This window comes from Micromonospora sp. NPDC003816, from assembly GCF_042874705.1.
Classification (GTDB): Bacteria; Actinomycetota; Actinomycetes; order Mycobacteriales; family Micromonosporaceae; genus Micromonospora.
In genome coordinates, this window is the sequence record NZ_JBIANP010000001.1 from 287,604 (window position 1) to 314,482 (window position 26,879).

The 26,879-nt window shown below is 73.3% G+C and carries 11 protein-coding genes; 10 read left to right on the forward strand and 1 reads right to left on the reverse strand.

What is annotated here, in order from left to right; all coding sequences use genetic code 11:
- Positions 1-10 precede the first annotated feature (10 nt).
- The 6 genes from ACFYTT_RS01265 to ACFYTT_RS01290 all read left to right on the forward strand — a co-directional run bounded on the left by ACFYTT_RS01265 (position 11) and on the right by ACFYTT_RS01290 (position 19,941).
- Positions 11-11,803 carry a toxin glutamine deamidase domain-containing protein gene (locus ACFYTT_RS01265; protein ID WP_387256969.1) on the forward strand — a complete coding sequence of 3,931 codons (11,793 nt, stop codon included), beginning with the start codon at positions 11-13 and terminating at the stop codon, positions 11,801-11,803.
- A complete protein-coding gene (locus tag ACFYTT_RS01270) occupies positions 11,800-12,834 on the forward strand; it encodes a hypothetical protein (protein ID WP_387256972.1) in 1,035 nt (344 codons plus the stop codon). Before ACFYTT_RS01265 ends, ACFYTT_RS01270 begins: the two co-directional genes overlap by 4 nt.
- A 75-nt stretch (positions 12,835-12,909) precedes the next feature.
- The gene (locus ACFYTT_RS01275) at positions 12,910-15,048 is read left to right on the forward strand and encodes a hypothetical protein (RefSeq protein ID WP_387256974.1); all 2,139 of its coding nucleotides are present in this window, start codon (positions 12,910-12,912) and stop codon (positions 15,046-15,048) included.
- Entirely contained in the window at positions 15,045-18,359 is a 3,315-nt protein-coding gene (locus ACFYTT_RS01280; protein ID WP_387256977.1) for a right-handed parallel beta-helix repeat-containing protein, read from the forward strand. The genes ACFYTT_RS01275 and ACFYTT_RS01280 overlap by 4 nt, the downstream gene beginning before the upstream one ends.
- Before the next feature lie 146 nt (positions 18,360-18,505).
- Positions 18,506-19,069: a sigma-70 family RNA polymerase sigma factor gene (locus tag ACFYTT_RS01285; RefSeq protein ID WP_236145703.1), complete on the forward strand. Its 564-nt coding sequence runs from the start codon at positions 18,506-18,508 to the stop codon at positions 19,067-19,069.
- Positions 19,070-19,113: 44 nt separating this feature from the next.
- A complete protein-coding gene (locus ACFYTT_RS01290) occupies positions 19,114-19,941 on the forward strand; it encodes a zf-HC2 domain-containing protein (protein WP_387256980.1) in 828 nt (275 codons plus the stop codon).
- Positions 19,942-19,944: 3 nt separating this feature from the next.
- On the opposite strand, the gene ACFYTT_RS01295 is transcribed toward ACFYTT_RS01290, so the two are convergent.
- On the reverse strand, positions 19,945-21,621 hold the full coding sequence (locus ACFYTT_RS01295) for a ricin-type beta-trefoil lectin domain protein (RefSeq protein ID WP_131053551.1): 1,677 nt from the start codon (positions 21,619-21,621) through the stop codon (positions 19,945-19,947).
- A gap of 233 nt (positions 21,622-21,854) precedes the next feature.
- On the opposite strand from ACFYTT_RS01295, the gene ACFYTT_RS01300 reads away from it, so the two are divergent.
- From ACFYTT_RS01300 to ACFYTT_RS01315, 4 genes are all read left to right on the forward strand, one after another.
- Positions 21,855-22,556 carry a CPBP family intramembrane glutamic endopeptidase gene (locus ACFYTT_RS01300; protein WP_131053552.1) on the forward strand — a complete coding sequence of 234 codons (702 nt, stop codon included), beginning with the start codon at positions 21,855-21,857 and terminating at the stop codon, positions 22,554-22,556.
- A 367-nt stretch (positions 22,557-22,923) separates the two neighbouring features.
- Positions 22,924-24,324 (forward strand): hypothetical protein, encoded by a 1,401-nt coding sequence (locus tag ACFYTT_RS01305; protein WP_131053553.1) that lies wholly within the window; start codon positions 22,924-22,926, stop codon positions 24,322-24,324.
- Positions 24,325-24,385: 61 nt separating this feature from the next.
- Complete coding sequence (locus ACFYTT_RS01310; RefSeq protein WP_131053554.1) at positions 24,386-25,630, forward strand: MoxR family ATPase; 1,245 nt, start codon at positions 24,386-24,388, stop codon at positions 25,628-25,630.
- Positions 25,627-26,868 carry a VWA-like domain-containing protein gene (locus ACFYTT_RS01315; protein WP_131053555.1) on the forward strand — a complete coding sequence of 414 codons (1,242 nt, stop codon included), beginning with the start codon at positions 25,627-25,629 and terminating at the stop codon, positions 26,866-26,868. The genes ACFYTT_RS01310 and ACFYTT_RS01315 overlap by 4 nt, the downstream gene beginning before the upstream one ends.
- The last annotated feature ends 11 nt before the right edge of the window (positions 26,869-26,879 follow it).

Below are 26,879 nucleotides of genomic sequence, written 5' to 3' on the forward strand. Positions count from 1 at the left end.
GTGAGCGGAGATGGGAATCGAGGCGTCGGACGACCTCGCCGGCTTCCTCAAGTGGATCTCGGGGGAGGACTTCCCCGGGACCGACGAGGACCGCCTGTTCGGGCTCTCACGGGCCTACAACGGCGCGGCCGACGGGGTCGACTCCGCCCTGCCGCTCCTCGTCGACGCCGTCCGCTCCATCCGACGCGGTGTGTCCGGCCGGGCCGACGAGGCGTTCGTCGAGTCGATGCAGGGGTACGTCCGCAATCCCGGCTACCTCGCCGCCGCCGCCGAGCAGTTGCGTGATCTCGGCGCCAAGAGCCGCGCCTCGGGCACCCAGGTCCAGTACGTCAAGATGATGATCATCGGCGCGTTGATCCAGCTGATGATCGACTTCATCGTCGCCCTCGCCTTCTCGTTCTTCAACCCGGGCGCGGCCCTGAACTGGCTGGCCGCCCGGGTCGCCGTGTTCCGCTTCCTGGTCCGTACGCTGCTCGGCCGGCTGATCCAGATGGTCGCCGTCAACCAGGTGGTCGGCATCGGCCTTCAGGTGCTGATGGACGCCATCGTCCAGCGGCTGCAACTGTCGATGGGCACCCGCGACCGCTGGGACGGCAAGCTGACCCGCGACGCCGCAGCGGTCGGTGCGCTCGGTGGCGCGGTCTCCACCTTCCTCGGTCCGGCGATCAACCTCCTGGCCCGGCGGCTCGGTGGCCCCGGTGCGCGAGCGCTGACCGACGCCGGTGCCGACTCGGTGCCTCCGCCCGGCAATACGTTCCGGCAGGCGCTGACCACACCCGAACCCAGGCCGACCGGGCGTCAGGCCACTGCCGACGCGGCCGGTGAGATGGCCTCCGAGGCCGCCGTCGAATACCTGACCGAGGGACTCTACGGGGTGATGACCGGCCAGGGATGGAACGTCGGTGGTGCGGCGGCGGTGTCCGGTGCGGTGTCCGGTGCGGCCAGCGCCGCCGGCACGAACATCGGCGACGCGATCCGGCCGGACCCCGACGGCAGTACCCGCGACGCCGAGCCCGACGACCCGGGGCCCCCTCGCACGACGCCGACACCGGATCCCACCTCGAAGTCCTCGTCCCCACCGCCTGATGGCCCCCCGCCGCCCCTTGACGGCCCGTCGTCGGCGGACACTCCGCCACCACCCGGCCCGGACGGGGCCGGCACCCCCGACGCCCCCGACGCCCCCGACGCCCCCGACGCCCCCGACACCCCCGACGCCCCCGCCGCCCCCGCCGCCCCCGACGGCACCGGCGGCACCGGCGGCACTGGCGCGCCCGCCGTGGTCGGTGCGTCCGGAGGCCCCTCCGACGGCAGATCCACCACGTCCACCGGGCCGGACCGAGCCGCCGCATCCGGTACGCCCGGAGGGGGGGATGCCGACCGGTCAGGATCACCACCGTCGGACGGCACCGGGGTCGGCACCGGACACCAGGTCGACCCGACGGGGCCGTACCCGCCCGGCGGACTGGTAGCGGCGGGCGGACCGGTAGCAGCGGGTGCCGTCACCGGCAACGGTGTCGCGAGCGCCCCGACCACCACCGGCGGGAACGGGGGAAACGGCACCGTTGACCCGTCGAGTACCGGCGCAGCCCCGTCGAACGACGCCCGGCCATCGGCGGTCCCGGCGGCAGCCGTCACCACGTCGGGCGGGCCGTTCGTCGCGCCACCGGCACCGTCTGCCGCGCCGGTGCCCCCAGCGCCCGCCGCACCCTCGATGGGCGGCCAGGGGGCCGCGACCCCCACCCCGGTCACCACACCCAACGCCGCAACCACGCCCGTCTCCAGCACCGGCGCGTCCCCGGCGAGCACGCCCCCGAACGGCGGCGGATCGACCGCCGGCCCCACCACGAACGGTGGGCCGTCGCCCACACGTCCCGCCGCCCCCACGCCGGTGCCGTCGGCGGCGACCACCACGATCACCCCGGCCGGTACCACGGTCTCGTCCACCGGCCCGGCACCCACCGGGTCATCCGGTACGCCGTCGAACGCTCCGGTGCCGGTCCGGCCGGCAACCGTGGCGGGCACGGTCGCCACCCCCGTGCCGTCACCGGCGTCGTCCCTGACCACCTCCACCGCCGCGCCGACGCCGGTGCCGTCCGCCTCGACGGACGCCACCCCGACTGACACCACCCCGCAAACGAACAGTGGACCGCGTGGGGACCTCCGCGCGCGGGACGCCGAGTCGGGAACCGAGGCAACGCCGCGAACCGACCCCCGACCGGACGCCACGGTCGTCCAGCGTGACTACCCGTGGCTTCCCGGGATCAACCCGCTCCGGCGTCGCAAGGGCGAGTTCGACACCAACTGCGTACTCACGGCGATCGTCACCGACATGGCGTTCACCGAGAAACTGCGACCCGGTGAACGCCTACAGTCGTCACCGTCCACGCTGGCCCCACTGGAGCACCTGACCCGCTACCGCGACCGCGCACCGGTGGCCGTGGCGGACTTCGCCGCCGTCACCCGGGTCATGCGCTCCGCGCCGCAGGGGTCGCGGGGCATCGTCGTGGTACACCGGGCGGGCCGGGACTTCGCCCACGCGTTCAACGTGATCCACGACCACAACGGGGTGGTCTTCCTCGACGGCCAGAACGGTACGCTCGCCGACCTCTCGATTCAGCCCGACACGGTGCTGTTCGTCCCGACCACGGACGGCGTACCGGTCGACGGCCCGGTCCGGGGCCTGGACGTGCCGATCGGCGGTCGCTCGCCGGACACCACCGGCGGACGGCTGGACGCGCCCGCCGAAACCGGGACGGACTCCGACGGCGACGACGAGACGGTCGTCCCGCCGCCGAGGACCGAGGGCATCGAGGGGAACGGGACCGCCAGTGCCGAGGAGACGGCACTGCTCACCGTCGACCACCGGGACGGGGAGCATCCCGCGCCGGACTCGCTCGACGACGGCCTGGTAGCGGTCGGCTACCTGACCGCCGGTTCCCTGGGTGCCGCGGAGGTGGTCCGGGTGACCGGCCTCGCCGAGGTCGAGCAGGCCGCGCGTGACCTCGTCCGGCAGCGCGGCAGCCGGAAGGTACGCGGCCTCGACGAGTTCCTCCGCCGGCTGCACAACGACGCCGACGGCAGCGGCGACCTGCACGGGCTCGTCGGCCGGGGGGAGCACGTCCCGGTCACCGTCGACGGTCGGCAGGTCGAACTCCGCGTCTCGGTGACGCTCGACGAACTGCGCCGCACCCCTGACCAGGACCCGGACACCGTGCTGACCCGGATCGACCGGGCGGGTGCGGTCACCACCGCGAGCGGCATCACCAAGTCGAAGAGCGGCGGGGTCGACGCCTCGCTGACGGTGAGCCCGGCCGGCGCCGTCGAGCCCGGTTTCGTCGGTGGTGGACTCAACCTGCACGCCACCCTCCGGCGGCTGACGCAGGCGTTGTCCACGCTCCGCTCCCTGGTGACCCACCGGCAGGCCCGGCCGAGCAACGGCGCGGACCGGATCGCGGCGCGGGCGACGTACCGGTTGGAGCTGTGGGAACGCGCCGCCGACGGGACCAACCAGCAGGTCGGCCCGGCCCGGGAGGTACCCACCGAGGCGATCCTGAAGATCCCCCGGCACGCCCTGGTCGCCGACCGGAACGAGCAGCGCGCCGAGGGACTCGGACCGTCGACGACACCCCGGGTACACCAGGTCGAGGCCGCAGTCGTACCCGAGCTGTGGCGGCTGGCCGAGCGCACGCTGCCACCCGGGTTGTTCGCGGTCGGCTCGGCGAGCCGGGCCGAACTGTCGCGCCTGCTCAGCACCCGCAACGTCGAGGCGGCACTGGAGGAGTTCACCGGCGGGCTGCGCATCCCGGCCCTGTGGAACGAGACGACCAACGAGGTCGCCGGGCCGTTCACCATCACGGCCGGCAGCGCCGAGCACATCGTCCGTTCCACCGCCACCGACGTGGTACTCCGCGACAGCGCGCAGGTGGTGGTCGCCAACGAGCACAGCGCGGCGGCCTCGGCGAGTTTCGGGGCGGCGCTCCAGGCCGGGTGGAACGGGCCACGCGACGAGACGGCCGTTCCGCTGACCGGGTCGGTCGGCGTCGGGGTCTCCGGCCGCCGGGAACAGGCGGCGCTGGGCGGCGGCAGCGGCGGACGCAAACGGGCGGTCATCTACACCGGCGAGACCGAGCTACGCGACTACCCGGTCACCTGGAGAATCCAGGGCGCCGGGATCGACGAGGCCTCCACCGAACCCGACCACCTCTTCGTCCGGGCGGCGACCGACCTGCCGCCGGACCTGCCCACCGGCCAGGGCACCCGCCTGCCGGACGACGCCCAGGTGGTGACCGGACCGCTCGGTGACGGCGCGGTACGGGACGTGACGGGACTCGCCGAGGTCCTCGCCGACATCGAGACCGTCCTGCGGGCGCACCCGGGCTTCGTCGTCGACGGACCGGCACCGGTGGACACCATCCGCACCCTGCGGGACCTGATGGAACACCGCCGCAACGAGGAGTCACTGCGGACCACCCTGAGCCAGCCGGCGGTCCGCGCCATGGTGGACAGCCTCTTCGACACCGGGATCGTGGTGGAGCTGAAACGGTACGGCTGGTACCGCAACGAGTACGTCCGGATCGTGCTGACCGCGACCCGGACCGCGGGACGCCGCACCGGCCAGTCCCAGTCGATCTCGATGCGGGAGACCGACATCGGTGGCGACCGCGCGCAGGCACACACCTCCGTCAGTCACGACTACCAGGCCGGCATCCGCTTCGGCTTCTTCGACCGCTGGCGCAAGCCGTCGTCTCGGGCGCTGGCCGCCGCCGGCGTCGGCTACCAGTACACCCGCACCAACGGACGCAAGCTGGCGACCGGGCAGCAGCTCGCCCAGGTCGAGATGTCGGTCAGCCCGACACCGAAGGACGGCCGGACCACGGCCCGGGAGTACGAACTCGACCTCGACTTCCAGGTGGAGGTCTCCTCGTACAGCCGCCCCCGGTCGCTGTACCGCACCGTCACGGCCGGCCTGCTGTCGCACCGCAGCGACCGGCGGTGGGTCGGGTTGCCGGACGGGCAGAACCTGGAGGCCGGCCATCTGGAGTTCTCCGGCACCCCGCGGACCATCCGGCTTCGGCCCGGCCGGATGCGGATATGGCTGTCCGAGTTGTGGGCCGACCGGATGGGGGTCGAGGAGCCGGCCCCCCGGCCGGACGGTGCCACCGACGACCGGGCGGACCCCTTCTTGCACCCGATCACCACGACCGCACCGCCGCCGCAGCCCTTCGCCGGCCTGCCGCTGCGGTTCCACACCGAGGGCGTCGGTCCGCTCGCCCCGATCCGGGACGCGGCGCTGGACCTGCTCGAAGGGCTGCCGCACGGCGACGTGCTGACCGCCCCGGGCACCGCGTCCCGTAGCCAGATCGACGCGTTCTTCACCCCCGAGTTCGCCAACGGGCGGACCCGTAACCTGATCACCCCCGGCGAGACCTCGGGCACGCTGTTCGCCGGGGGAGTGTTCCGCGACGACCTCGGCTCGTTGCAGGTCGCGTTCGCCCCGACCGCCTTCCGCCCGGTCGACCCCGGCTCCTGGGAACTCGAGTCGTCGATGGCAGGCAGCTACCCGATCACCTCGGCGCAGGTCACCGGGGGAATGCACACCCTGCGCCTGTTCGGGCTGTTCGGGCACCGGGGCGACGGCGACTACGCCGGCAACGCCAGCCTGCAACCCGGGGTGCAGTGGCACGACGACCTGCGTACCACGACGGTCACCGACACCGGTGGTGCCGAACGCAACGTCGTCCAGAGCGGCCCGTTCGTGTTCTACCGGGTCGACGGCGACTGGCACCTGACCGCACGGACCCGGTGGGCCGGTGCGTCCGACTTCCTCACCGGCGCGATCGGTCTCCGGCACCAGCGGGTGTCGGTCGAGAGCGGCATGCTCATCGCCGTCGCCCTCCGCGACATCCACACCACCAACGCCTGGATCGAACAGCACAACGCCGACCCGGCCAACGCCGACCGGCAGATCCCGACTCTGCCGCTGCCGCCGGATCCACCCACCCCACCGCAGACCATCCACCTGCCACCGGCGACCGGTGCCCCGACCTGGCGGATCCCGGACAACCTGACGCTGGACTCCGGCGACCTGGGCCGAGCCTGGGTGGACAACCTGGGCGGCCCCGACCTCTACCAGCAGATTCGGGACCGGCTCCGGGAGCAGGGCGTCGACCTGCTCCCGGACGAGCCGCTGCGGGATCCGCTCGGCAACGTCGGCCGGGCCAAGGCGATCTTCGGCCGGTTCGGCCTGGCCGCGTTCGTCGACAGCCTGCTCTCCAACGACCTCCTGGTACGCCTCTACGACCGGCGACGCATGCGCCGGTTCGCCTTCGTGGCGCGGACGACCACCGGAGTCGACGTCCGGATCCGGGCCCGACTCACCCCGCCGCGCCTGACAGAGGTCATCTCCGACCCGACCGAGATCGAGTACTACACGAAGGCCAACCACACCGCCGCCGTGGACAGGTCGAAAGGCATCACCGTGGACGTCAGCGGGAGCTACGTCCCCGGGCGGGACACCAGCGGCAGCGACCCGGAGAACCCTCCCAAACACCACGGCGGAGTGTTCGGCGCCGGCCCCGGTGCCCGCCTCGGACACCAGAGCGACGCGGACCGGTCCACCGCCACGGCTGCGGTCGACGAGCGCGTCGTCACCGGAACCGGACCACTGATCGAGTTCGAGAGCATCCTCGAACTGACCGTCACCACCTCGGACACGCACCGCACAACCCCGATCCGGGTACCGATCCGACTGCGGATCCCCGAGTCCGCCACGCGGGTCCGCGAACCCGCACCCGAACCGCCGTCCGCAGACCGGCCCACCGGCGGACCAACTGCCCTGACCTCCGCACAGACCGAACCGAACGCCATACGGCGGTGGCAGCGCGGCGGCACCCGCCTGCCGACCGAGGCGATGGTCACGTCCTTCCCCGCCGCGCGGGCGTCCGAGGACGCCGCCCGGATGGCGGTCGCCGCCCACGCGCGCACCTCGCGTCTCCAGCGGGCCATCGGCACCGACCCGCTGCGCAACCCACGGTCCATCGTCCCGGCAGCCGTCCACGACCAGGCCACCCCGGAATGGTCCAAGGCCCAGTACCCCCGGATCGCGAACGAGGGCGTCACGACCGGACTGACCGGCCCCGGTATCGCGCCGCGCTACCGCGCGGTCCTCGAACGGTACGCGCGCCTCGGCCCGCCGTCGCTGGCCCGGATCGTCACCGACGACCGGATGGAACGACCCAAACAGGTATCGGTGGCGACCAGCACCCAGACGCAGTCCCGCAACCTCGCCGGCTTCGAGGTCGACCTCCGCACCGGGACCTCCGGCGTCAACCCGGTCACCCGACACGACGCGCCGATGCCGGGCCAGCTCGGAGTCGGCTCGGGCAGCGCCGCCCGGTCCGGTACGACCGCCAACACCGGCTCGAACGTGAAGTACCGGGGTCGCACGATGGTCTTCACCTTCACGGTGCAGGAACGGCACGTGGTCCGCGAGCCGACGGACCCGCTCGGGGACCGGGCCGGCACCGAGGTGACGCTGCCCGGCACGATCGAGGTGCAGGTACCCGAGGAGGTCGCCCGGGCCAACGGCTGGCTCGACGACACCGACCCGGCCCGCCGCCACGCCATCGACTCGACGGTGGCGGCCTGGGAGAACGCGTTGACGAGCCGGGCCGACTGGTTGCAGCGGGCAGCCGAGTGGCGTGCCGCCGAGACCGAGCTACGCGACCTTCCCCCGGACGCGGCAGACAGCCGGCGCGACCAGGCCGAAGCGCAGGCCACGGCGGCCCGGATCGAGAGCCGGGCGGCCCAGGAGCGATACCTACAGGCCAGAGCGGACGCCGAGGGACTCGCCGACCGGCTGGCCGCGGGCCGCGACCGACAACCGGCCGACGCCACAGCCCACGGGATCCCGGCGTTACCGGAGAACGACGCAGCCCGACGACGGTTCGAGCAGGACCGCGGCCAGGCCCTGGACACCCTCGCCCTGACCACCGCCGAGGACCTGGCGACCGCCCTGGACCGCCACACCGCTGACTTCCGGACGGCGCTGCGCCGACCGCGTACCGCCACCGTCGACCAACTGCGCCACCTGGCGACCGCCCGGGCGCACCGGGACCAACTCGTCCCACTCGCCGACCTGGTGCGTCGCGGTGAGCTGACTCCGGAAACGGGCGACGACGCGGGCCGGGAGCCATCCGGGCAACCCGGTGTCGACCAGCAGCTGGTGGACCTGGCCGCTGCCGCCCGCGCACTGCTCGACCAGGTCACGGCGAACGCGCCCACCGAGCCCGACCTGACCCCGGTGTTGCGGGCCCAGCGCCGGGTGCTTCGTCACCAGCTCCCACCACCCGGCGCAGGGCACCGCGCCTGGTTCCAGACCAGGTCCGTCCGGATCCAGCACACCGTGGCCGGTCTCCAGCGCACCGCAGCCAGGCTTACGCACACCGCGGGTCGGCTCCACCGCAGAGCCGCCGGGCGCGACCTGCACAAGGAGTTCCGCCGTCTGGTCGGACCCGGCGGTCGAGCCGGCGGCGACCACCTGCTGGCCCGAGCCGCCGCGCTCCTCGCCCTGGCCGAGGAGATCGAGGCCGCCTGGCGCACCGGCACGAGCGAAGCCGCCGCCCGGTACGCCTCCGAGTTCACCGACCGGCCCCTGTCGCCTGCACCCCCGCCCGGTCTGCCGCCGGTCGACCGGGCCACCGTCGACCGGCGCCTCGCGGCACTCGACCCCGACACACTGGTCCCACTCCGACACCGGGTGGACGCCATCGTCGCCGGCCGCAGCGCCGGTACGCCACAATCGGCCGCCGCGCTGCTCGACCACGGTTACCGGGTCACCGCCGCGCTGCTCGACGGCACCGATCCGCACGTCGTCGCCCGCCGGCTGGCCCACACCCGGGCTCCGTCGACCGACACCGACCCCCCGACGCCCCCGGCCGAGCACCGCCGCCGACGGACCGCCCGTCCCGTCGGCGGCCGTCGCAGAGGTTCGACCACGAGCGAGTCGCACCGCACCGACGACCCGGCCACCCGGGACCGGCTCCGCGCCGACCTGCTCGGCGGGCTGTCCCAGGAACGCCGCAACGACCTCGACGACAGGATCCGCCTGCTCGGGCTCGACGACGGGCAGCCGGTGATGCTGCTCTGGGTCCGCCGCCGGGCACCGGAACCGGGCACGTCCCCCGAACCTGACCTGCCGGACGCCTTCCTGGAACAACTCGCGCGGGAGTACCAGGACCGCCACCCGACCGGACGGGTGCTGCTGATCGGCGACAACCCCGGCCCTGCCCTGCGGAACCGCCGTCCCGACCTGTTCACCGACCCCCACCTGACCGGTGCGCCGCCGACGGCCGACCCGAACGCCGACGACCGTGCCGACCAGGCGTACCTCCTGGACCTGCTCCGACAGGACGGCCACCGGCCACTGCTCTCGGTCGACATGTCGGGCGACACCGCCGACCTGACCGCGCTGCTCGGTATCGACACCGTGCACCTCGAACGAGGCGCGTCGCGGGGCGACCCCACCGATCGGGTCGCCCGCTCCGGCGAGGCGCCGGACGGCCCGGACCCGCAGCGGGACGCGGCGGTGTCGACATGGCGTCGACAGCGGTTCGAGGCCCCGACCGAGTGGCTCGTCCACCACGCCCGACTCGCTGACATCGTCGACCGGCTCCCTGCCGACGCCACCGTCGCGCAACGACGGACACACCTGCGCGAACTCTGGGAGGCGATCGACGACTGGCGGCAGACGGTGACGGAGCAGGAGGTCCGGCTCACCGCCTCGGCCGACGACGCGCCCGACTGGATCGGCCGAGGCGAGGTCCTGGCCGAATCGCTGCTGGCCGCCTACCTCGCTCTCGACCCGGACACCGTCCCCGCGCATCTGCCCGACCCGCTGGTCGGCTCGGTCCTGAACCACCAGATCGCGACCGCCCACGCCCTGATCGTCGAGCTGGACCCGACCCGGTATCTGCGACTGACGCCGGGAGAACTGGACCGGATCTTCGCACCGCCGGAGGGGACGCGGCGAGCCGGCCACGAGGGCACTCCCGACCGATCCGGCCGCGACGAGACCACGCGGACCGACCGCACCGACCAGGACGACGAGGACACGCACGGGGTGCCGCTCGGCTGGCAGGCGCGGCAGGAACGGGGTCTCCTCATCGTCGAGACCGACGGCCTGCGCAGCGTCGACCGGGACGGCGGATTCCCCCGCCCACCTGGACCACCGCCACCCGGGGACGGTCCGACCGACGGGGACGGTCCTACCGGCGGCCGGCCAGCGGGTACGGGCCTCGATCCGGACCGCGACCCGGCCGCAGCGAAGGACGCCTCCCACGCCAGTGGGTCGCCGCACCAGCGGTCCCGGCAGGACACCGGCGGTCACCAGCGACACCCCAACACCCCGGTGGACCGATCCGACGGCAGCCGCTCCGAGGTCGGACCGACCATCGCCGACGTGCGGCGGCTGCTGTCCGTCGCACAGACCCGACAGATGGTCGACGGCCTCCGCGACCGCATCGACCGCATGCTGTCCCGCGTGCCGCACGACAGCCCGGACCACGCCGAGCTGCGCCGGTTGCGCGAACGCACCCGGGCCTGGCGTCCGGTCGGAATCCCGATCGACGTCCCCGGTGCCGGGCGACTGCGGCTGCGTGACGTTCCCGACGACCGCGACTGTCTGTTCTGGGCGGTGCTCGAAGCGAGCCGCCGGCAACGCGTCCCGCTACCCGGCGACCCAGCCGGCCCGGCGGACCTCCGCGCCCATGCCGCCGACCTGATAGCGCAGCAGCCGGCGAGGTTCGAGCCACATCTCGGTCGTACCGCCGGCCAGATCATCGCCGACCAGCTCCACCATCAGCACGCCGACACCCGACTCACCCCCGGCTGGGAGTACGTGCCGGCCACCGCCGAGACCCGGAAGGCCTGGCGCGCCGAGGCGGAGCTCGACGAGCTACGCCGTCGCGCCAGGACACACGGCGTCGTCGGCGTCGACGACCTCACCCGGGAGGACCTGCGCGCGCTGCTGACCGCTCAGGACCCGGCCACTGCTGGGACCCTCGCGGACCACGTCCGGTCCGCCGTCGCCGAGCGGGAGCGTCGGCAGCCGAGGGTGCAGTGGCTCCAGGAGGTCGCCGACCGGATCGACCGCGGCGACCGCAACATCCTCGGGATGCTGGCCGTCCACTTCGTCGATCGTGGCGAGGCCGGCAACGCCGAGGTGGTCAGACGGATCCTCGACACCGTGGAACGGCACGGCCGGGCACCCAGCGGTGTGGAACTGCTGGAGGCCGCGATGCGGCAGCGCGACCTGTGGAACTCGGCGATCGGCGACGACGTGCCGACCGCCCTGGCGCTGGCACTGGACCTCGACCTCGTCGTCGTCCCCATCGACGCGGGCCCCGGCCGCGTGCCGGTCGTGACGGGGGCACCCCAGCCGTTGCAGCCGTCGGCGCCCCACCGTCTCTACGTCGCCCGCGCATTCAACCACTTCCAGTCCCTCGAACCGGCCGACGGCACCACGTGGGCCGGTGGCGTGCACCCGCCACCGTCCGGCACCACCGCGTCGGGGAGCAGCCTCCGGTGGCACCGCTCCGATCTCGATCCGACCGCACTGCACCAGGCCGTCGACGCCGTCGTCATGCGGTACGACCTGTCCCCACCGGTCGACCCGACGTTTCTCGACGGACTGCGCACCCGGGTCCAGGAGGCACTGGTCCAGGGCACCGACCCGGTGGCCGCCGCCGACCGGTTCGCCGCCGTCCACGGCCACCTCCCCACGACCTTCCAGGCGGGACCATGACCGAGCATCCCTCTCTCGCGCTGCACCACCTCCTGCTCCGCCTCGACGGGCACTTCCCCGACGACCTGGTCAGCGAGGCCCGCACCTGGCTGGCCGAGGGCCTGGTGCGCGATGTGGCCGAAGCGGTCGTGTTCACCGCGCTGACCGGTGACGTCGCGCTGACGGCCGCGGACGTCGTCGTACTCTCCGAGACGCTGTCGTCGTCAGGGGCCGACACCGCCGCCCTCGCCGAGGTCCGCCGCACCGACGGGCCGCCGCTACCCATGTACGCGCTGGCGCCCGCCGACCCCACGGCGCTGGCCGAACAGCGGCTGCCGGCCATCCTCGACCTCACCAGCGGGTACGCCGGCCCGGGTGCACCGGACCCGGTGGACACCGCGATCGTCGCCACGATGCCGGCGCTGACCGGCGTCGAGGCGCTGTGGCGGTCGTGGCGCTACCCGACCGACGGCACCCCACCCCGACGCGTCTACCTCGTGCACCGACCCGACGGCGCGCTGCCGAGCGCCGCCGCCCGGTTGCAGGCCGTGCTCCGCGAGGCGGGGGAGAGCACACCACTGGTGCAGGTCTTCGACGACGAGCCGACCCTCCCCGCACAGCACCGGATCGCCCTGGACTGTGCGGCGCTGCTGTGGACACCCCGGCCACCCGCCCCGGTCCGGTTCGCCGAGTCGCCCGGCTTCGCCCCCGACCAACCCCGCCTCGACGGGCCGGACCGCGATCGGGTGCTGACCCGTCTCGCGTCCGGCGTGCCGCTGCTGACCACCGCGACGTTCCTGGACGACGCCCTGGACCGCACCCGGACCGGGACCGTACCCACGGACCTGCGCACCGACGGCGAGTGGATCTGGAGCGACATGGTCACCTACTACCTCGACCGGCACCGGCTCGCACCCGGGCCCACCTTCCTGGCCCACCTGCGCGCCTGCGGCCCGCACCCGCCCCAGGTCGGGCCCGCCGCACTGCACCGTGCCCGGGCCGCGCTGTGGGCGACGACCACAGGTCGACGGGAAACTGCGCACCGACCGTGAACCGCGCCGGTCCGGCGGTCGTAGTGGGGGCACTCGGGCCGGGACACCCACCACCGGCGGAAGGGAGAACCGCGGATGGCCGCGACGACGGTGGCGGTGACAGGGGTGCTGACCGAACCGGTCGGCGACGCGCTGCTGCTGCGCACCGCGGCAGAGGACCGGGACCCGGTGGTACGCCTCGTCGGGTCGCTGCCCGCCGAGACCGACCGGATCACGGTGGTCAGTACGCCGCAGGTAACCGCCCTGCCGCAGTTCTTCGTGGTGCTGTCCCGGGTGCTCGGGGCGGAGCTGGGCGGCAGCGCCGACGGGATCCGGTTGCTGCCGCTCGGTGACTACGCCGACCGTTCCGTCGTCGACCGGGCCGCACGAGGACTGGCGGAGCGGATCGGTCAGGCGGTGACGATTCCACGAGACCCGCTGCCGGGGGACCAGACCGGGTTGACCGGCCCGTACGAGTGGCTGGTCTACCCACCCGGCCGCCCGGCCGGAACCGGCCATGTCTGGCCCACCCTGGCACCGTCGACCCGTCTCACCCCGCCGGGTCGACGCACCGCCACCGGCTGGTCGTTGCTGGACACCGGTTCACCGGTCACCGGTGCGCCCGCCACCGGGACCGCCGCAGCGGGATTCGTGGTGGAGATCGAGGTCGGCCCGACCGGATTCCGGATCGTCGGTCGGCCGGTACCACCGGCGACCCTGGCCACACTGCTCACGACGGTGCGGGCCGACGATCACCAGCCGATGGTGCTGGTCGTCACCGGCACGGCACCGACCGGTCCGGCCGCCGCCGGACTGATCTTCGGTGGACTGGCCACCGCCCTCGGCGAACCGATCCTCGTCTGCACCGACATCGTCACCGCCGCCGCCGACGGCACCCTGACGACCCCGGCGACGTTCCATCGCTGGCCGCCCCGCGTCGGTCCCACCGCACCACGTGCGCAGGAGGTCGGTGCAACGCTGCCCGTCGCCCCGGCGCCGCGCGGCCCTGCGGCGAGCGACGGACCGACGCCGCTGGCCCCTGCCATGCTCATCGAGTTGCGCGACGGCGACCGGTGGCGCGCGCCGAAGGCCGTCGAACCCGCCGAGGGCCCCCGGCCCCCGGACGGACCGAGGGCCGATCCGGCGCGGGTCCCGGCACCCGCGCCGGCAGACCCGCCGGACCCGACCAACCCCGAGCCGCGCCGTACCGACTCGGCGCAAGCCGCCCCCGTTCGGCCCGTCACCGACGCTTTCGTCCCGATCCCCGTGCACCCGGTCCGGACCACGCAGGCCGGTGTTCCGTCGGTCCTGGCCTCCGGCGAGACATCGCCCGACGTACCGGCGGATACCGGGGCAGCCCGGCCGCCGCACCGGCCCACCAGCCCGGGTGGCCCGCACCCGGAGCGGGCGTCCGGACCGGTCCCGCCCCGCGCCGTCGTCCGCAGGCTCGACGACAGGTGGGACCCGGACGACCGGACCCGGCTCCGACAGGTGCTCGACGGCCGCTACGACGGATACGCCCGGATGGTGACCCGGGTGCTGGCCGAGGAGCCCGGACTCCGGGCCGCCGGCACCGCCGCCGACGTGGTCGCCGCACTGGTCGCCCTGTGCGCGTTCTGCGGAACCGAGCGCGACCGGATCAACGCCGCCCTGCGCGGCGGCACCGACGACACCCCGGACCGGCTACTGCTCGCCCGGGGTGCCCTGCACGGACTGCGTCGGCTGCCCACCGTCCTCGGGGCGGTGCACGCCCACGGCGAGGTCGCCGCCCCGGTCCTCGCCGGCTACCGGCCCGGCGACGAACTGGTCGAGCCCGCCTTCGTCGACGTGGATCTGGTCCGGCGGCCGGCCCCGGCGACCACCGTGGAGTTCGCCGTCTGGTCGGCCACCGCCCGCCGCGTCGACCGGTTCGGATCAGGGGCACTCTTCCCGCCCGGCAGCCGCTTCGTCGTGCTCGCGGTCGACCCGGCCGAGACCGACGACCGACCGGCCCGGGTGCTGCTCGGCGACCTGACCGGTGTCGGGTCGCAACCAGCCCACGCGGTCGGCCGGATGCGCGAGCGGCTGCGTCAGGCACTGGAACAGGACGCCCCGCCACCGCCCGACACCGCCGCCCCGCACGCGACCCACCGGCTGCTGCGGTTCGCGCCCGGCCTGCACGACGACGGCCGGCGTCTCGTCTGCGATGCCACCGGTCCGGCATCCGAGCCCGAACGTGGAGGTACCCGACCGTGAGCCAGGGTGTGCTGTCGGTCTCCCAGACCGATCCGGACTGCCTGCCGACCATCTCCGACGCGCTCGCGCTGGCCCGGCCTGGCGCCACCGTCGCCGTGCAGCCGGGCGTCTACCGGGAACGGCTACGACTCACCGGCGACGTGACCCTCGTCGCCGAGGACGGTCGGGGGTCGGTCACCGTACACGGCGTCGAGGGTCCGGCGGTGTTCCAAGCCGGTGGCGCCGTGGTGCTGCGCGGGCTGGTCCTCACCGGCGGCGACGAGGCCTTCCCGACGGTCCAGATCGCCACCGGCACGCTGCGCATGACCCAGTGCGAGGTACGCGCCGACGCGGTGGTCGGCGTGCACGTCGCCGCCGGTCGCCTCGAACTGGGCGACTGCCTTCTCAGCAATCCGGGCGGCGCCGGTCTCCTGATCGACGGCGGTGCGGCCGGTACGGTCACCGGCACCACCGTGCGCGACGTGGGAGCGGCTGCCGTCGTCATCGCCGGCGGCGCCGACCCGGTCCTGCGTGACTGCACGGTCACCGACGTGCGGGGCGCGGGGGTGCTGTCCACCCGTGCCGGTCGGGGCCTGGTGGTCGGCTGCGACATCAGCGCGGTCGACGGCCCGGCCGTCGCGGTCGAGCAGGACGGCGCGGTACGCGTCGAACGCTGCGTCGTGCACGACAGCCCAGGCTCCGGGCTGATCGTCACCGGCGGTCGGCCGGTCCTCGACGACTGCGAGTTCCGCGACCTCGGCGGGCACGGCGTCGTCGTCTCCGGGGACGCCGATCCGACCGCCCGTCGGTGCACCGTCACCGGCACCGCCGGCCACGGCGTGATCGTGCTGGAGAACGCCACCGGCGCGCTGCTCGACTGCCGGATCAGCGCGACCCGGGCGGCTGCGTTCGCCGTCACCGGATCGGCCGCACCCCGGGTCGAGGGCGGTCGGATCGAGGGCGGTACCGGGATCGCGGTGCTGCTCGACGGTCCGGTCGGTGGCGCGTTCACCGGGGTGAGCGTGGACGGCGGCCGGACCGGATTCCTGGTGCGCGCCGGTGCGGACCCGGTGCTGACCGACGCGACGGTCCGCGACTGCACCGGCCACGCCGTCGAATCCGTCGACGGCGGCCGGGGCACCGTCCAGGGCGGCACGTTCACCGGCGGCACGGCCACGGTCCGGGTGGCCGCCGACGGCGCGCTGACCCTGACCGACTGCCGGATCCGTGGCGGCGGCGTCGGGTTGCTCGTCGACGAGGGCGGATCGGTCACCGCGACCTCCTGCGACGTCGGTGAGACCGGCGGGTCGGGTGCCGAGGTCGGCTCCGGGGCACGGCTTCGGCTGGCCCACACTCGGGTGCACGGCTGCGCCGGCTCCGGCATCCGGTTCGCCGGCCGGTCCGTGGGGCGGCTCGACCGGTGCGAGATCTTCGACAACGCCGGCGACGGCGTGGTGGTGGAGACGCTGGAGCCGGTCCCGATGGATGGCACGACCGTCCGTGGCAACGCCGGCCGACAGGTGCGCCGGACCGGACCCGTACCGGCGGAGGGCGACCCACGTCAGGACGGCCCGGCACCAGCCGGCCGGCCCGCCCCGACGACGACCGGCATCCCGGCACCGGAACCAACCGCCGCCGTGGACGGGCCGGACCGACCGGGCGGCGACCCGGCCACCCCGTTGTTGGCGGAACTCGACGCGCTGGTCGGACTCGCCGGGGTCAAACGCGAGGTGGCGACCCTGGTCGGACTGCACCGGGTGGCGCAGCGACGGAGTGCCGCCGGCCTGCCGATGCCGCCGATGTCCCGGCACATGGTCTTCGCCGGCGCGCCCGGCACCGGCAAGACCACGGTGGCTCGCCTCTACGGCCAGATCCTGGCCGCCCTCCAGGTGCTGCCCGGCGGACAACTGGTCGAGGTGTCCCGCGCCGACCTGGTCGCCGAACACGTCGGCGGCACCGCGGTGAAGACCACGCAACGGTTCACCGAGGCGATCGGTGGCGTGCTGTTCCTCGACGAGGCGTACACGTTGGCCCCGGTCGACGGCGGCGGCGGTCACGACTTCGGGCGGGAGGCGATCGACACCCTGGTCAAGCTGATGGAGGACCACCGCGACGAGGTGGTGGTGATCGTCGCCGGATACTCCCCGCAGATGCGGGCCTTCCTCGAATCGAATCCGGGGCTGGCATCCCGCTTCTCCCGCACCGTGGAGTTCGACAGCTACACCGACGACGAGCTGGTCACCATCGTCGAGCGGCTGTGCAGCACCCACCACTACTCCCTGGAGTACGACACCCGCCTGGCGCTGACCGGATGGTTCCGGGCGATGCCACGCGGCGAGTCGTTCGGCAACGCCCGGGTCGCCCGCAAGGTGTTCGAGGACATGATCGGCCGGCAGGCGTTCCGGCTCTCCGAGGCCGGCGCCTCCTCCGGCGTGGAACTGGCCCAACTTCTGCCGCAGGACCTCGGTGTCGCGCCCGAAGCCGAGGGCAGCCCGGGTACGCCCCGACTCTCCGAACTGGACATCCTGCTCGGTGAACTCGGCAACATGATCGGACTTGCCGGTGTGAAACGCGAGGTGGCCGAACTGATCGACCTGCTCGCCAACATCCGCCAACGGGTCCGGGCCGGACTGCCCGCCCCGTCGGTCTCGCGACACCTGGTCTTCTCCGGCCCACCCGGCACCGGCAAGACCACCGTCGCCCGCCTCTACGGCCGGCTGCTCCACGCGCTCGGGGTGCTGCCGGCCGGGCAACTGGTCGAGGTCGCCCGCGCCGACCTCGTCGGAGAGTACGTGGGCCACACCGCGCACCGGACCAAGGAGGCGTTCGAACGGGCCCGTGGCGGTGTCCTCTTCATCGACGAGGCGTACACCCTCGCGCCGCCGGACGCCCGCAACGACTTCGGGCGGGAGGCGATCGACACCCTGGTCAAACTCATGGAGGACCACCGCGACGAGGTGGTGGTGATCGCCGCCGGATACGAGGCGGAGATGGCCGCCTTCCTGGCCGCCAACGCCGGCCTGCAGTCCCGGTTCACCCGCCGGATCCACTTCGACGACTACTCGCCGGACGAACTCGTCGCGATCTTCGAGGGGCTGGCCCGGGCCAGCGGCTACGAATGCCCGGGTGACACGTTGACGGCCCTGCGCGGCCACTTCGAGAAGGTGGAGACCGGGCGTACGTTCGGCAACGGCCGGTACGCCCGACAACTGCTCGACGAGGTGGTCACCCGGCAGGCGCGCCGGCTCCGCTCGGTCACCGCCCCCAGCGTCGACGACCTGCGAACCCTGCGAGTCGACGACGTCCGGGCCCGAGCGACTGTCCACATGTGACATCGGCGACCATGCGCGAGTCGAAACAGGATCGTCAGGTGACGCCCGTATGCTGTCGCCCGCGCCGTCGGTACACGAAGCCGGGCAGGGCCACGGAATCCGCCCCGCCCCGGCATCGACGGTGGCCGGACAGGAAAGGCGGGTCGGTGGCGACGGTGTCGAGCGGGGCCGGTGCGGACGCCTCAGCCACACCGGACGAGACACCGACACCCGACACCCGGATGAGCCTGATCTACGAGACCCACTCCGAACCGCTGTTCCGCTTCCTGCTCAAGCTCTCGCTCGGGGCCCGACACATCGCCGAGGACCTGTTGCAGGAGACGATGGTCCGGGCCTGGCGCAACATCGACCACCTGTCGTCGGACCCGGAGACCCAGCGCCGCTGGCTGTTCATCGTGGCCCGACGGATCGCGATCGACGCGGCGCGGGCCCGACAGGCCCGCCCCACCGAGGTCGGCGCCGTCGACGTCTCCCGGATGCCGACCACGACCGACCACGTCGAGGAGATAGTCGCCGTGCACACCGTCCACGACGCCCTGCCGAGGCTCAAGCCGGAGCAGCGTACGGTGTTGATCGACCTGTACTTCCACGGCCGGTCCACCGCCGAGATCGCCGCCCGGCTCGACATCCCCGAGGGTACGGTCAAGTCCCGCGCCCACTACGGGCTGCGGGCACTGCGCGCCATCGTCGGGCCGACGGACGGGGTATGACATGTGCCATCCGCCGCAGCACCGCGCCGATCCGGACCTGCCCGATGACTGACCTCGACAACGACCACGCAGCAGCGCGGCAGACCTGCGCCCTCTATCTGGCCGGTGCGCTGGACACCGACTCCGAGGCGGCATTCGAGGTGCACCTCGCCGGCTGCACGGAGTGCCTCGACGAGTGCGACCGGGTGGGACCCCTCGCGCTGGCCCTGGCGCAACTCGACGACGAGCCGTCCGGCCTGGACCCGCACCCCACGCCCGGATCCGTGGCCGTCGTGCCCACGGACACCGCCCCCACCGACGCGCCCACCGTGGCACCGGCCCCTCGGTCCGGCGAGGTCGACGACCAGCCCGGCGCCCGACCGACCTCCACCGGCCCGCAGGGGCGGACGGCCCCGACCGGTCCCCGCGGCGCCCGCCCGGCCACCACCCGACGCCGGTTCTCCCGCCGACTACGGCTCGCTGCCGGCGCACTGGCCGCGACCGTCATCCTCGCCGGCGGCCTGGCCGTCGGGCTGCCCCGGTTGACCGGCGAGCCGACGGTGGTCACCCCGGTCGGCGTGGCGACCGCCGAAGGCGTGGGAGGTGGTTCGGCTCGCCTGTCGGTCTCGATCGCCGAGACCGAGGGCCGGTCGACGATCGTCGCCAGTGTCGTCGGGTTGGAGACCGGCATCCGTTACCGACTCTTCGGAGTGACCCGTGACGGACAGACCCACGAGGTGGTCGAGTGGGACGGCCGGCCCGGCGCGCAGGAGGTCAGCGGCGAACTCGACGCGACCCTCGCCGAGCTGACCTTCTTCACCGTCGCCCGCATGGACGGCGGCCCGGTCGTCTCGGCCCGCCTGGACACCGTCACCCCCACGCCGACCGACTGAGACTCAGCCCCGACGCCACTTCTGATTGGCCGTACCCGAGCAGGTCCACAACTGCAGCCGGGTGCCCCAGTCCCGGATGTCGACGCACTTGTCGGTGTGCGGATTGACGATGTCGCCCGCACTGGTCAGCCGGAACTGCTGGGCCCAGCCACCGTTGCAGTCGGCGAGCTGGATCGCCGTGCCGTCGGTGGTGCCCGCCCAGGCCAGGTCCATGCACTTGCCGAGTGCCATCATCGTGCCCTTGCTGAACGACCACTTCTGGCCGACGTTGCCGGAGACACACCGCGCCATCTGCAACTGGGCACCATCCACCGACCTGGCCCCCGGCACCTCCACGCACCGGTTCTCCCAACCGATCATCGGACGTCCGGGGTAGCTGGCCGCGGTCGTCGCCGGCGGCGGCGTCGTACGCGTCGGGGTCGCCCGGGCCGGGGTCGGCAGATCCGGCGTCGGTGCGGCCGGCGGGGTGGGCGGGGGAGCGTCGGCGAGCGGCGGTGCCGACGGGCCACCCGACCTCGGGCCAGCGGTCGGCGTGGCCGGGGGCGCACCGAGCCGCGCATCCCGCGTGTAGTGCTCGACGTACGCCAGCACCATGCCGGTGAAATCGCGGAGTCCGGCCGCGTCCGGCACACCACCGGCCTGCTGCACCACCGTCGTGCCCCAGTGGTAGGCGGCCAACGCGATCGGATACGGGTCCGTCCCGAGGCCGGCCAGTTCGCCGGAGAGGCTGCACATCGCCCGTCCCAGGGTCGGGATCGCCACGGTCGGGTCCCACGGCGAGGCCGACGGTGCGGCGTACCGGGCCCAGATCGCCGGCAGGAACTGCGCGATGCCCTGCCCGCCGTTGGGGCCGAGCAGATTGGGGTTGAAGCCCGACGACGCCATCAGCTGCGCCGCCACCCGGGCCGGGGTCACCGTCGCGCAGACCTTCCCGGCGGCCAGCACCAGGTCGAGGTAAGCGGCGGGTACCGGTCGGGGCGCGGTACCCGGCGTCGGCGCGGCCTCGACCGGACGCGGCGGCGGAGTCGGCTCGACGGTCACCGCCAGGTCCGGCCGCCCGGCGTAGCCCTCGGCATAGGCGGCGACCGTCGCGACATAGTCCTCGGCGGACGCCGGCACCCCACCGGCCGCGCGGACCGCGTCGGCACCGGAGTGGTACGCGGCCAGCGCCAACCGCCACGGATCGCCGCTGACACCGGCGTGCCGCACCTGGCCGACGAGGTCACACATGTGCCGGGCGAGGGCCAGGATGTTGGCGGCGGCGTCCAGCCGGGGCGCCTGCGGCCACGGGGCCCACCGCTGCCACGTCGCCTCGGTGAGGGCGGCCACGCCGGCCCCTCCGGCGGCGGAGCGCTGGTTGGCCTCGAAACCCGACGCCGCCATCACCTGACCGGCGAGGCGCGCCGGGGTGAGCGCGGGGCACGACAGTGCCGCGGCGACGATCGCCGTCGCCTGGTCGGCCGGCACGTCCTTGCCGACCAGGACGGCCGGCTCGGCGGTGGCGGTGCCGATGCTGGCCGCCACGGCGGAGACCCCGAGCATGGCGAGCACTGCCGTGATCGCGACCGCCCGACGCAGTCGCACGTCCAGCCGGCGGTAGCGGGCAACGAGGCGCCTGGACAGGGACGCGGCCAGGTTGCCGATCCGACGGATGGCGTCGGCGCCAGACGTCACCTGCACAGCGACCCTCCTCGTCATGGAATCCGCTGCCTACTACGCCCGCGAGTCGATCGAAGTTCACGGCCGATCGCCCTGAATCGAAGCCTACTGTCCACCATGGCCGCCGTACGGTCCCGCCCGCAGCACGTTGCTCGACGGCACACTCGGCAAGGTCCGAATCGTTCGGTTTGGGATAGGACAAGAAAGGCAACTATCTGCCTCGGCTCAGTCCAGATACACAGTGGAGGCTCGCGATGGCGGTGGACACGGTGGTGCAGACGAAGCGGCCGGGTTGGCCGGAGATCCTCGTCGGGCTGGCCGTCATGGCGTTGGTCGGCTACGGACTCCCCATCGCCCTCGACCGGACCGGAGCCGCGGACGGGCTGAGCCCGGTCACGTCCGGCCTCATTCTGGCCGCCCTCTCGGGTGTCGCCGGTCTCATCGCGTTCGCCGCCGCCGCGCGCATCCGCTCCACGAACTGGAGCGACCTCGGTGTCCGTCCGACGACCGGCCGCTGGCTGCTGATCGGGGTGGCGGGTGGCCTGGTCGCCCTGGTCGTCTCCCGGATCGTCGCCGCCGCGGTCTACTACCTCACCGGACCTGCCGAGAACATCCAGCAGCCGTATCTCGACGCGGCCGGTGGCGGGATCCTCACGCTGATCCTGTCGTTCCTGTTCCTGGCGGTCCTGACGCCCATCGGCGAGGAGTTCCTGTTCCGTGGGATCGTCACCACGGCTCTGCTGCGCTACGGCGCGGTCGTCGGTGTCGTCGGCAGCTCATTGATCTTCGCGCTGATGCACGGCCTGAACCTCGTCTTCGTGACCGCCCTGGTCGTCGGCCTGGTCGCCGCCGAAGTGTTCCGCCGCAGCGGCTCCATCTGGCCCGCCGTCGCGGTGCACGTCACCAACAACCTGCTCGGGCAGGTGCTTGCCCTGCTCGTGGCAGGCGCGTCATGAGCGACCCGTCAGCCCTCCGAGACGCCCAGACCTGAGGCACGGGTTCCTGAGAGGGCGGCACTGGTCCGCCACATCACACCCGGTGAAGAGGCGGGACGTCCAACGATTCCGCATATCGTTCGCCGGTCCCATGGCGGGCCCTTCATGGATGCGCGAACCAGGATGACTTCCTAGGATGCCGCAGGCGGTATGTCGTCCACCACGAAAACTCGGAGCACAGTCCCCGGCCTCTGACCTCCTGTTCCACGGTCTTACTGCCGACGCAGCGCCCTCAGGGCCTTGGCGTGGGTCACGGCATGGCGCTATGCTCCGCCGCGATGAATCCTCCTCGCAGATTGGGGGTCCCGTTCGTGCAAGGTGAGTGCTGATGCGCTCCCAGGCCGCGAATGCGGATTCCCGCCTCTCCCTCTGGCGTCGGGTACGCGAGTACGCCGTACCGCCCTCCATGATCGAAGCTGCGACCGCGCGTCGTCTCGTCGGCGACTGGGCTGGCGCATGCGCTGCCGCCCGAGTCGACGTCGACCTGGACCTACGGGCCGTCGTGCACCGTCATGGCCGTGACCTGGCCGCCCGGATACGGGCTGACCTCCGGCACCTCGCACCTGACCTGTTGCGCTGGCACATGCCGAGGATCGCCCCCGACGGGTTGCTGCGTCCGGGCCTGACCATCTCGCTGGCGCGATACGGTCCGGCCGACCACGCCGACGCCGAGCCGGTGCACCTCGTCGCACGGACGCCACCGGCCTGGGCGGACGCGGGCCAGCGCATCGGTCTGGCGCTGTGGACCGGTTCCCGCGCCGGGCGCGACTGCGCTCACCCGCATCCGCGCCCCGACCGTCGGTTCCGCCTCGACCTGCACCGTCACCTGTGGGACGTACGCCGTGCCGACGAACTGAGGATCCGGTCGGGCGCCCGACGCGACGTCTCCGACACCGACCACCCGATGCGCGCTGACCCGACATGGGACGCGCTGGGGCAGGGCGGCTACGCGGTGCGCCAGTGGGCGGGCGAAGCGGCCCTGCTGCTCCAAGTCGAGGGCGGCGCCAGCGGTGCCGTGACGGTACGCCTCAGTCCTCGACGTCGCCTGCTGCTGGACCTCGCACCGGCAGGAACGGACCCGCGACCACCCACGGCACACATCGTCGGAGCGCCACGGGCCGGTCGTGTCGCCGGGTTGCCGGTGCTGCCCCATGCGGCGACCTGGATGACGCCTGACGTGGAGTTGCTGCAACGGGGACTGATCGAGGCTGACCGCCTCCACCCGCTGGTGGCCTCCGCGCTCGCGCCCGATCATCCCACGGTCGGTACCCCGGCATCGCCGCACCAGAAGGCGTCACCACATCTCGTGAGATGCCGGGGCGCCTGGCACCGCATCGGTCTGGTGAACGGCGTTCTCACACCACTCGACCACGACCCGGCTGAAGTTCACCGGGAGGGACTGTTGGTCGCGCTGACCGGCACCCCGCTGCCCTGCCTACAGGCGATCGACGAAGCGTGTCGCCGACCGGAGTCCCTTCCCGACATCCGCGCTCGCCTGGACCACGGCGACACCGCCGGAGCGCTGGCTGCCGTCGAGGCGCTACTCGGGCCGGACGCGCTCCTGCCCGACGGGAAGCTACGGCAGGAACTGGACAACGCCGCCCTGCGCCGGATCACGTACGGCCTGTTCCGCGCCGGGCTGACCGGACGCGGGCCCGGCACCAGCGTCCGAGACTGGCAGCCCAAACGCGCCCGGCGCTCCCACCCACGTCACGCTATCCCCCGCTGACCAGCGGGACTGCCCCCATCCGGCTCCCGGCCGGCCCGTCACGATCTCAAGGTGATCTCACATGCTGCCTGCTCGTCACCCTGCGGAGTCCGCACCTGCGGCACAACTCGGCGTGGCCGCCGACCTCATCGCACTGTTGCGCGACACCACCACCGAGACCCGCGACGACCCCCAGTTGGAGGCACTGACCCTGGCCGTGGCCGCCGACCTGCCGGTGCTGCTCTGGGGTGAACCGGGAATCGGCAAGACCGCCGCGCTGACGCAACTCGCTGCCACCCTGGACCTTCCGCTCACCACGGTGATCGCCAGCGTCCACGAGCCGTCCGACTTCTCGGGACTCCCGGTCGTCGGTGACGACCCGGCGACCCAGGGTGTCCCGATGGCACCGCCGGACTGGGCCGTGCGTCTGGTCCGCAGTGGTCGCGGCCTGCTGTTCCTGGACGAACTGTCCACCGCCCCGCCGGCCGTGCAGTCCGCGTTGCTGCGTCTCGTGCTCGAACGGCGGATCGGCAGCCTGCACCTGCCGGCCGAGGTGCGGATCGTGGCCGCCGCCAATCCACGGTCCTCGGCCGCCGACGGCTGGGAACTGAGCGCACCGCTGGCCAACCGTTTCGTCCACCTGCAGTGGACCCATGACCAGCAGGTCGTCGTCCGTGGCCTCGGAGGCACGTGGCCTCGGGCGACGATGCCCCGACTCGATCCGCAGCGGCTGTCGGAGGCCGTCGCGTTCGCCCGTCGTGCGGTGTGCGGACTCCTGTCGACCCGCCCGGCCCTCGTCCACCGGCTGCCCACGAACGAGACCGGTCGTGGTGGTCCGTGGCCGTCGCCCCGCAGCTGGGAGATGGCCCTGCGCCTGCTCGCCTTCGCGACGGCGGCCGACGTCTCCCGGGACGTCCTGTCGATGCTGGTCCGAGGCGCCGTGGGCGACGGCCCGGGACTGGAACTCCTGGCCAGCATGGATCGGATGGACCTGCCGGATCCCGAGTCCCTGCTGGCCGACCCGGCCGCCGCTGTCCTGCCGCAGCGAGGCGACCTGCGCCAGAGCGTCCTCGACGCCGTGGTGGAGGCGGTGCGGCGGCGTCCCGAGCGAGCCCGCTGGGATGCTGCCTGGGAGTTGCTGGCCGGAGCGCTGGAGACCGGCGCCCCGGACCTGGTGGTCGTACCCGCCTCCACCCTCGCCCGACTCCGCCAGGAAGACTGGGACGTACCCGCCGCGATGGATCGGCTCACCGGGGTGGTGTCCCTGTCCCGGCGGGCCGACCAGGCGGCGGCCCGAGTCGCGGCCGCCGCAGGGACCGCTCGGTGAGCGCCGGAACGCTGGACCGGGACAAGTTGTTCACCGCCCGGCTGCACGCCGTCCGGGTCCGGCCCTATCTGGCGACGGCGCTGTTCGCTCTGCACGTGGTCGAATCGCGACGGGTCCCGACGATGGCGGTGGACCCGCGATGGCGGTGCTACGTCTCACCGGCGTTCGTGGACCGGACCTCCGTGGAGGAACTCGCCGGTGTCTGGGTGCACGAGGTGTCACATCTGTTGCGGGACCACCATGGACGCGGCGACCGGGTGGCCCGGACGCGCGAGTTGACAGGGCCGGGGGAGCGACTGCGGATCAACATCGCCGCAGACTGCGAGATCAACGACGACGTCTTCGGCGACGGGCTGGCCCGTCCCGCAGGTGCGGTCGAACCGAGTCATCTGCTGTTGCCCGAGGGGCAGCTGATGGAGGACTACCTGCGACAGTTCCGACTCGGGCCGCGTACCCAGGACTGGGCGTGGCTGGACTGCGGCAGCGGTGCCGACGGACGGCACCGGGACTGGGATCTCGGACCGGACGGCGCACCCGCGCTGAGTCCGCATGAGTGCGACGCCGTGCGATTCCGGGTGGCCGAGGGCATCACCGGCCGACCGGGAAACGCCCCCCGGGGCTGGCGGCGGTGGGCGGAACAGGCATTCCATCCACCACAACCGTGGCGGGACCTGTTGGGAGCGGCGGTCCGCTCGGCGGTCTCCGCAGCGGGCGTGGGCGAGGACTACACCTACGGCCGGCCGTCGCGGCGCTCCGCGAGCATGCCTGGTGTGGTCATGCCGGCGCTGCGGCGTCGGCCTCCACGGGTCTGCGTCATCATCGACACCTCCGGTTCGGTCAGCGATCTCGAACTGGGCGCGGCCCTGCTCGAGGTCGCCGCGATCGTCCGGTCCGTCGGCGGTCGCCGTGACCTGGTCACCGTGCTGCCCTGTGACGCGTCGGCGCAAGTGGTCCGTGCGATGTGCCGAGCCGAGGACATCCCGCTGGTGGGTGGAGGTGGTACGGACCTGCGCACCGGCTTCGTCCGCGCGCTTCGACAGAGTCCACGCCCGGACGCCATCGTGGTGCTGACCGACGGGCAGACGCCCTGGCCGGACTCGCGGCCGCCCTGCCGTACCGTCGTCGGGCGATTCGACCGCGCCGTCAGGTGGAACGAGGACGACCCGGACTACCGGCCGGACTCCCCGCCGGAGTGGGCGCGCGTGGTCACGATCGGATCCGCTCCCACCGCGCGGTGACCGGCGTCGGG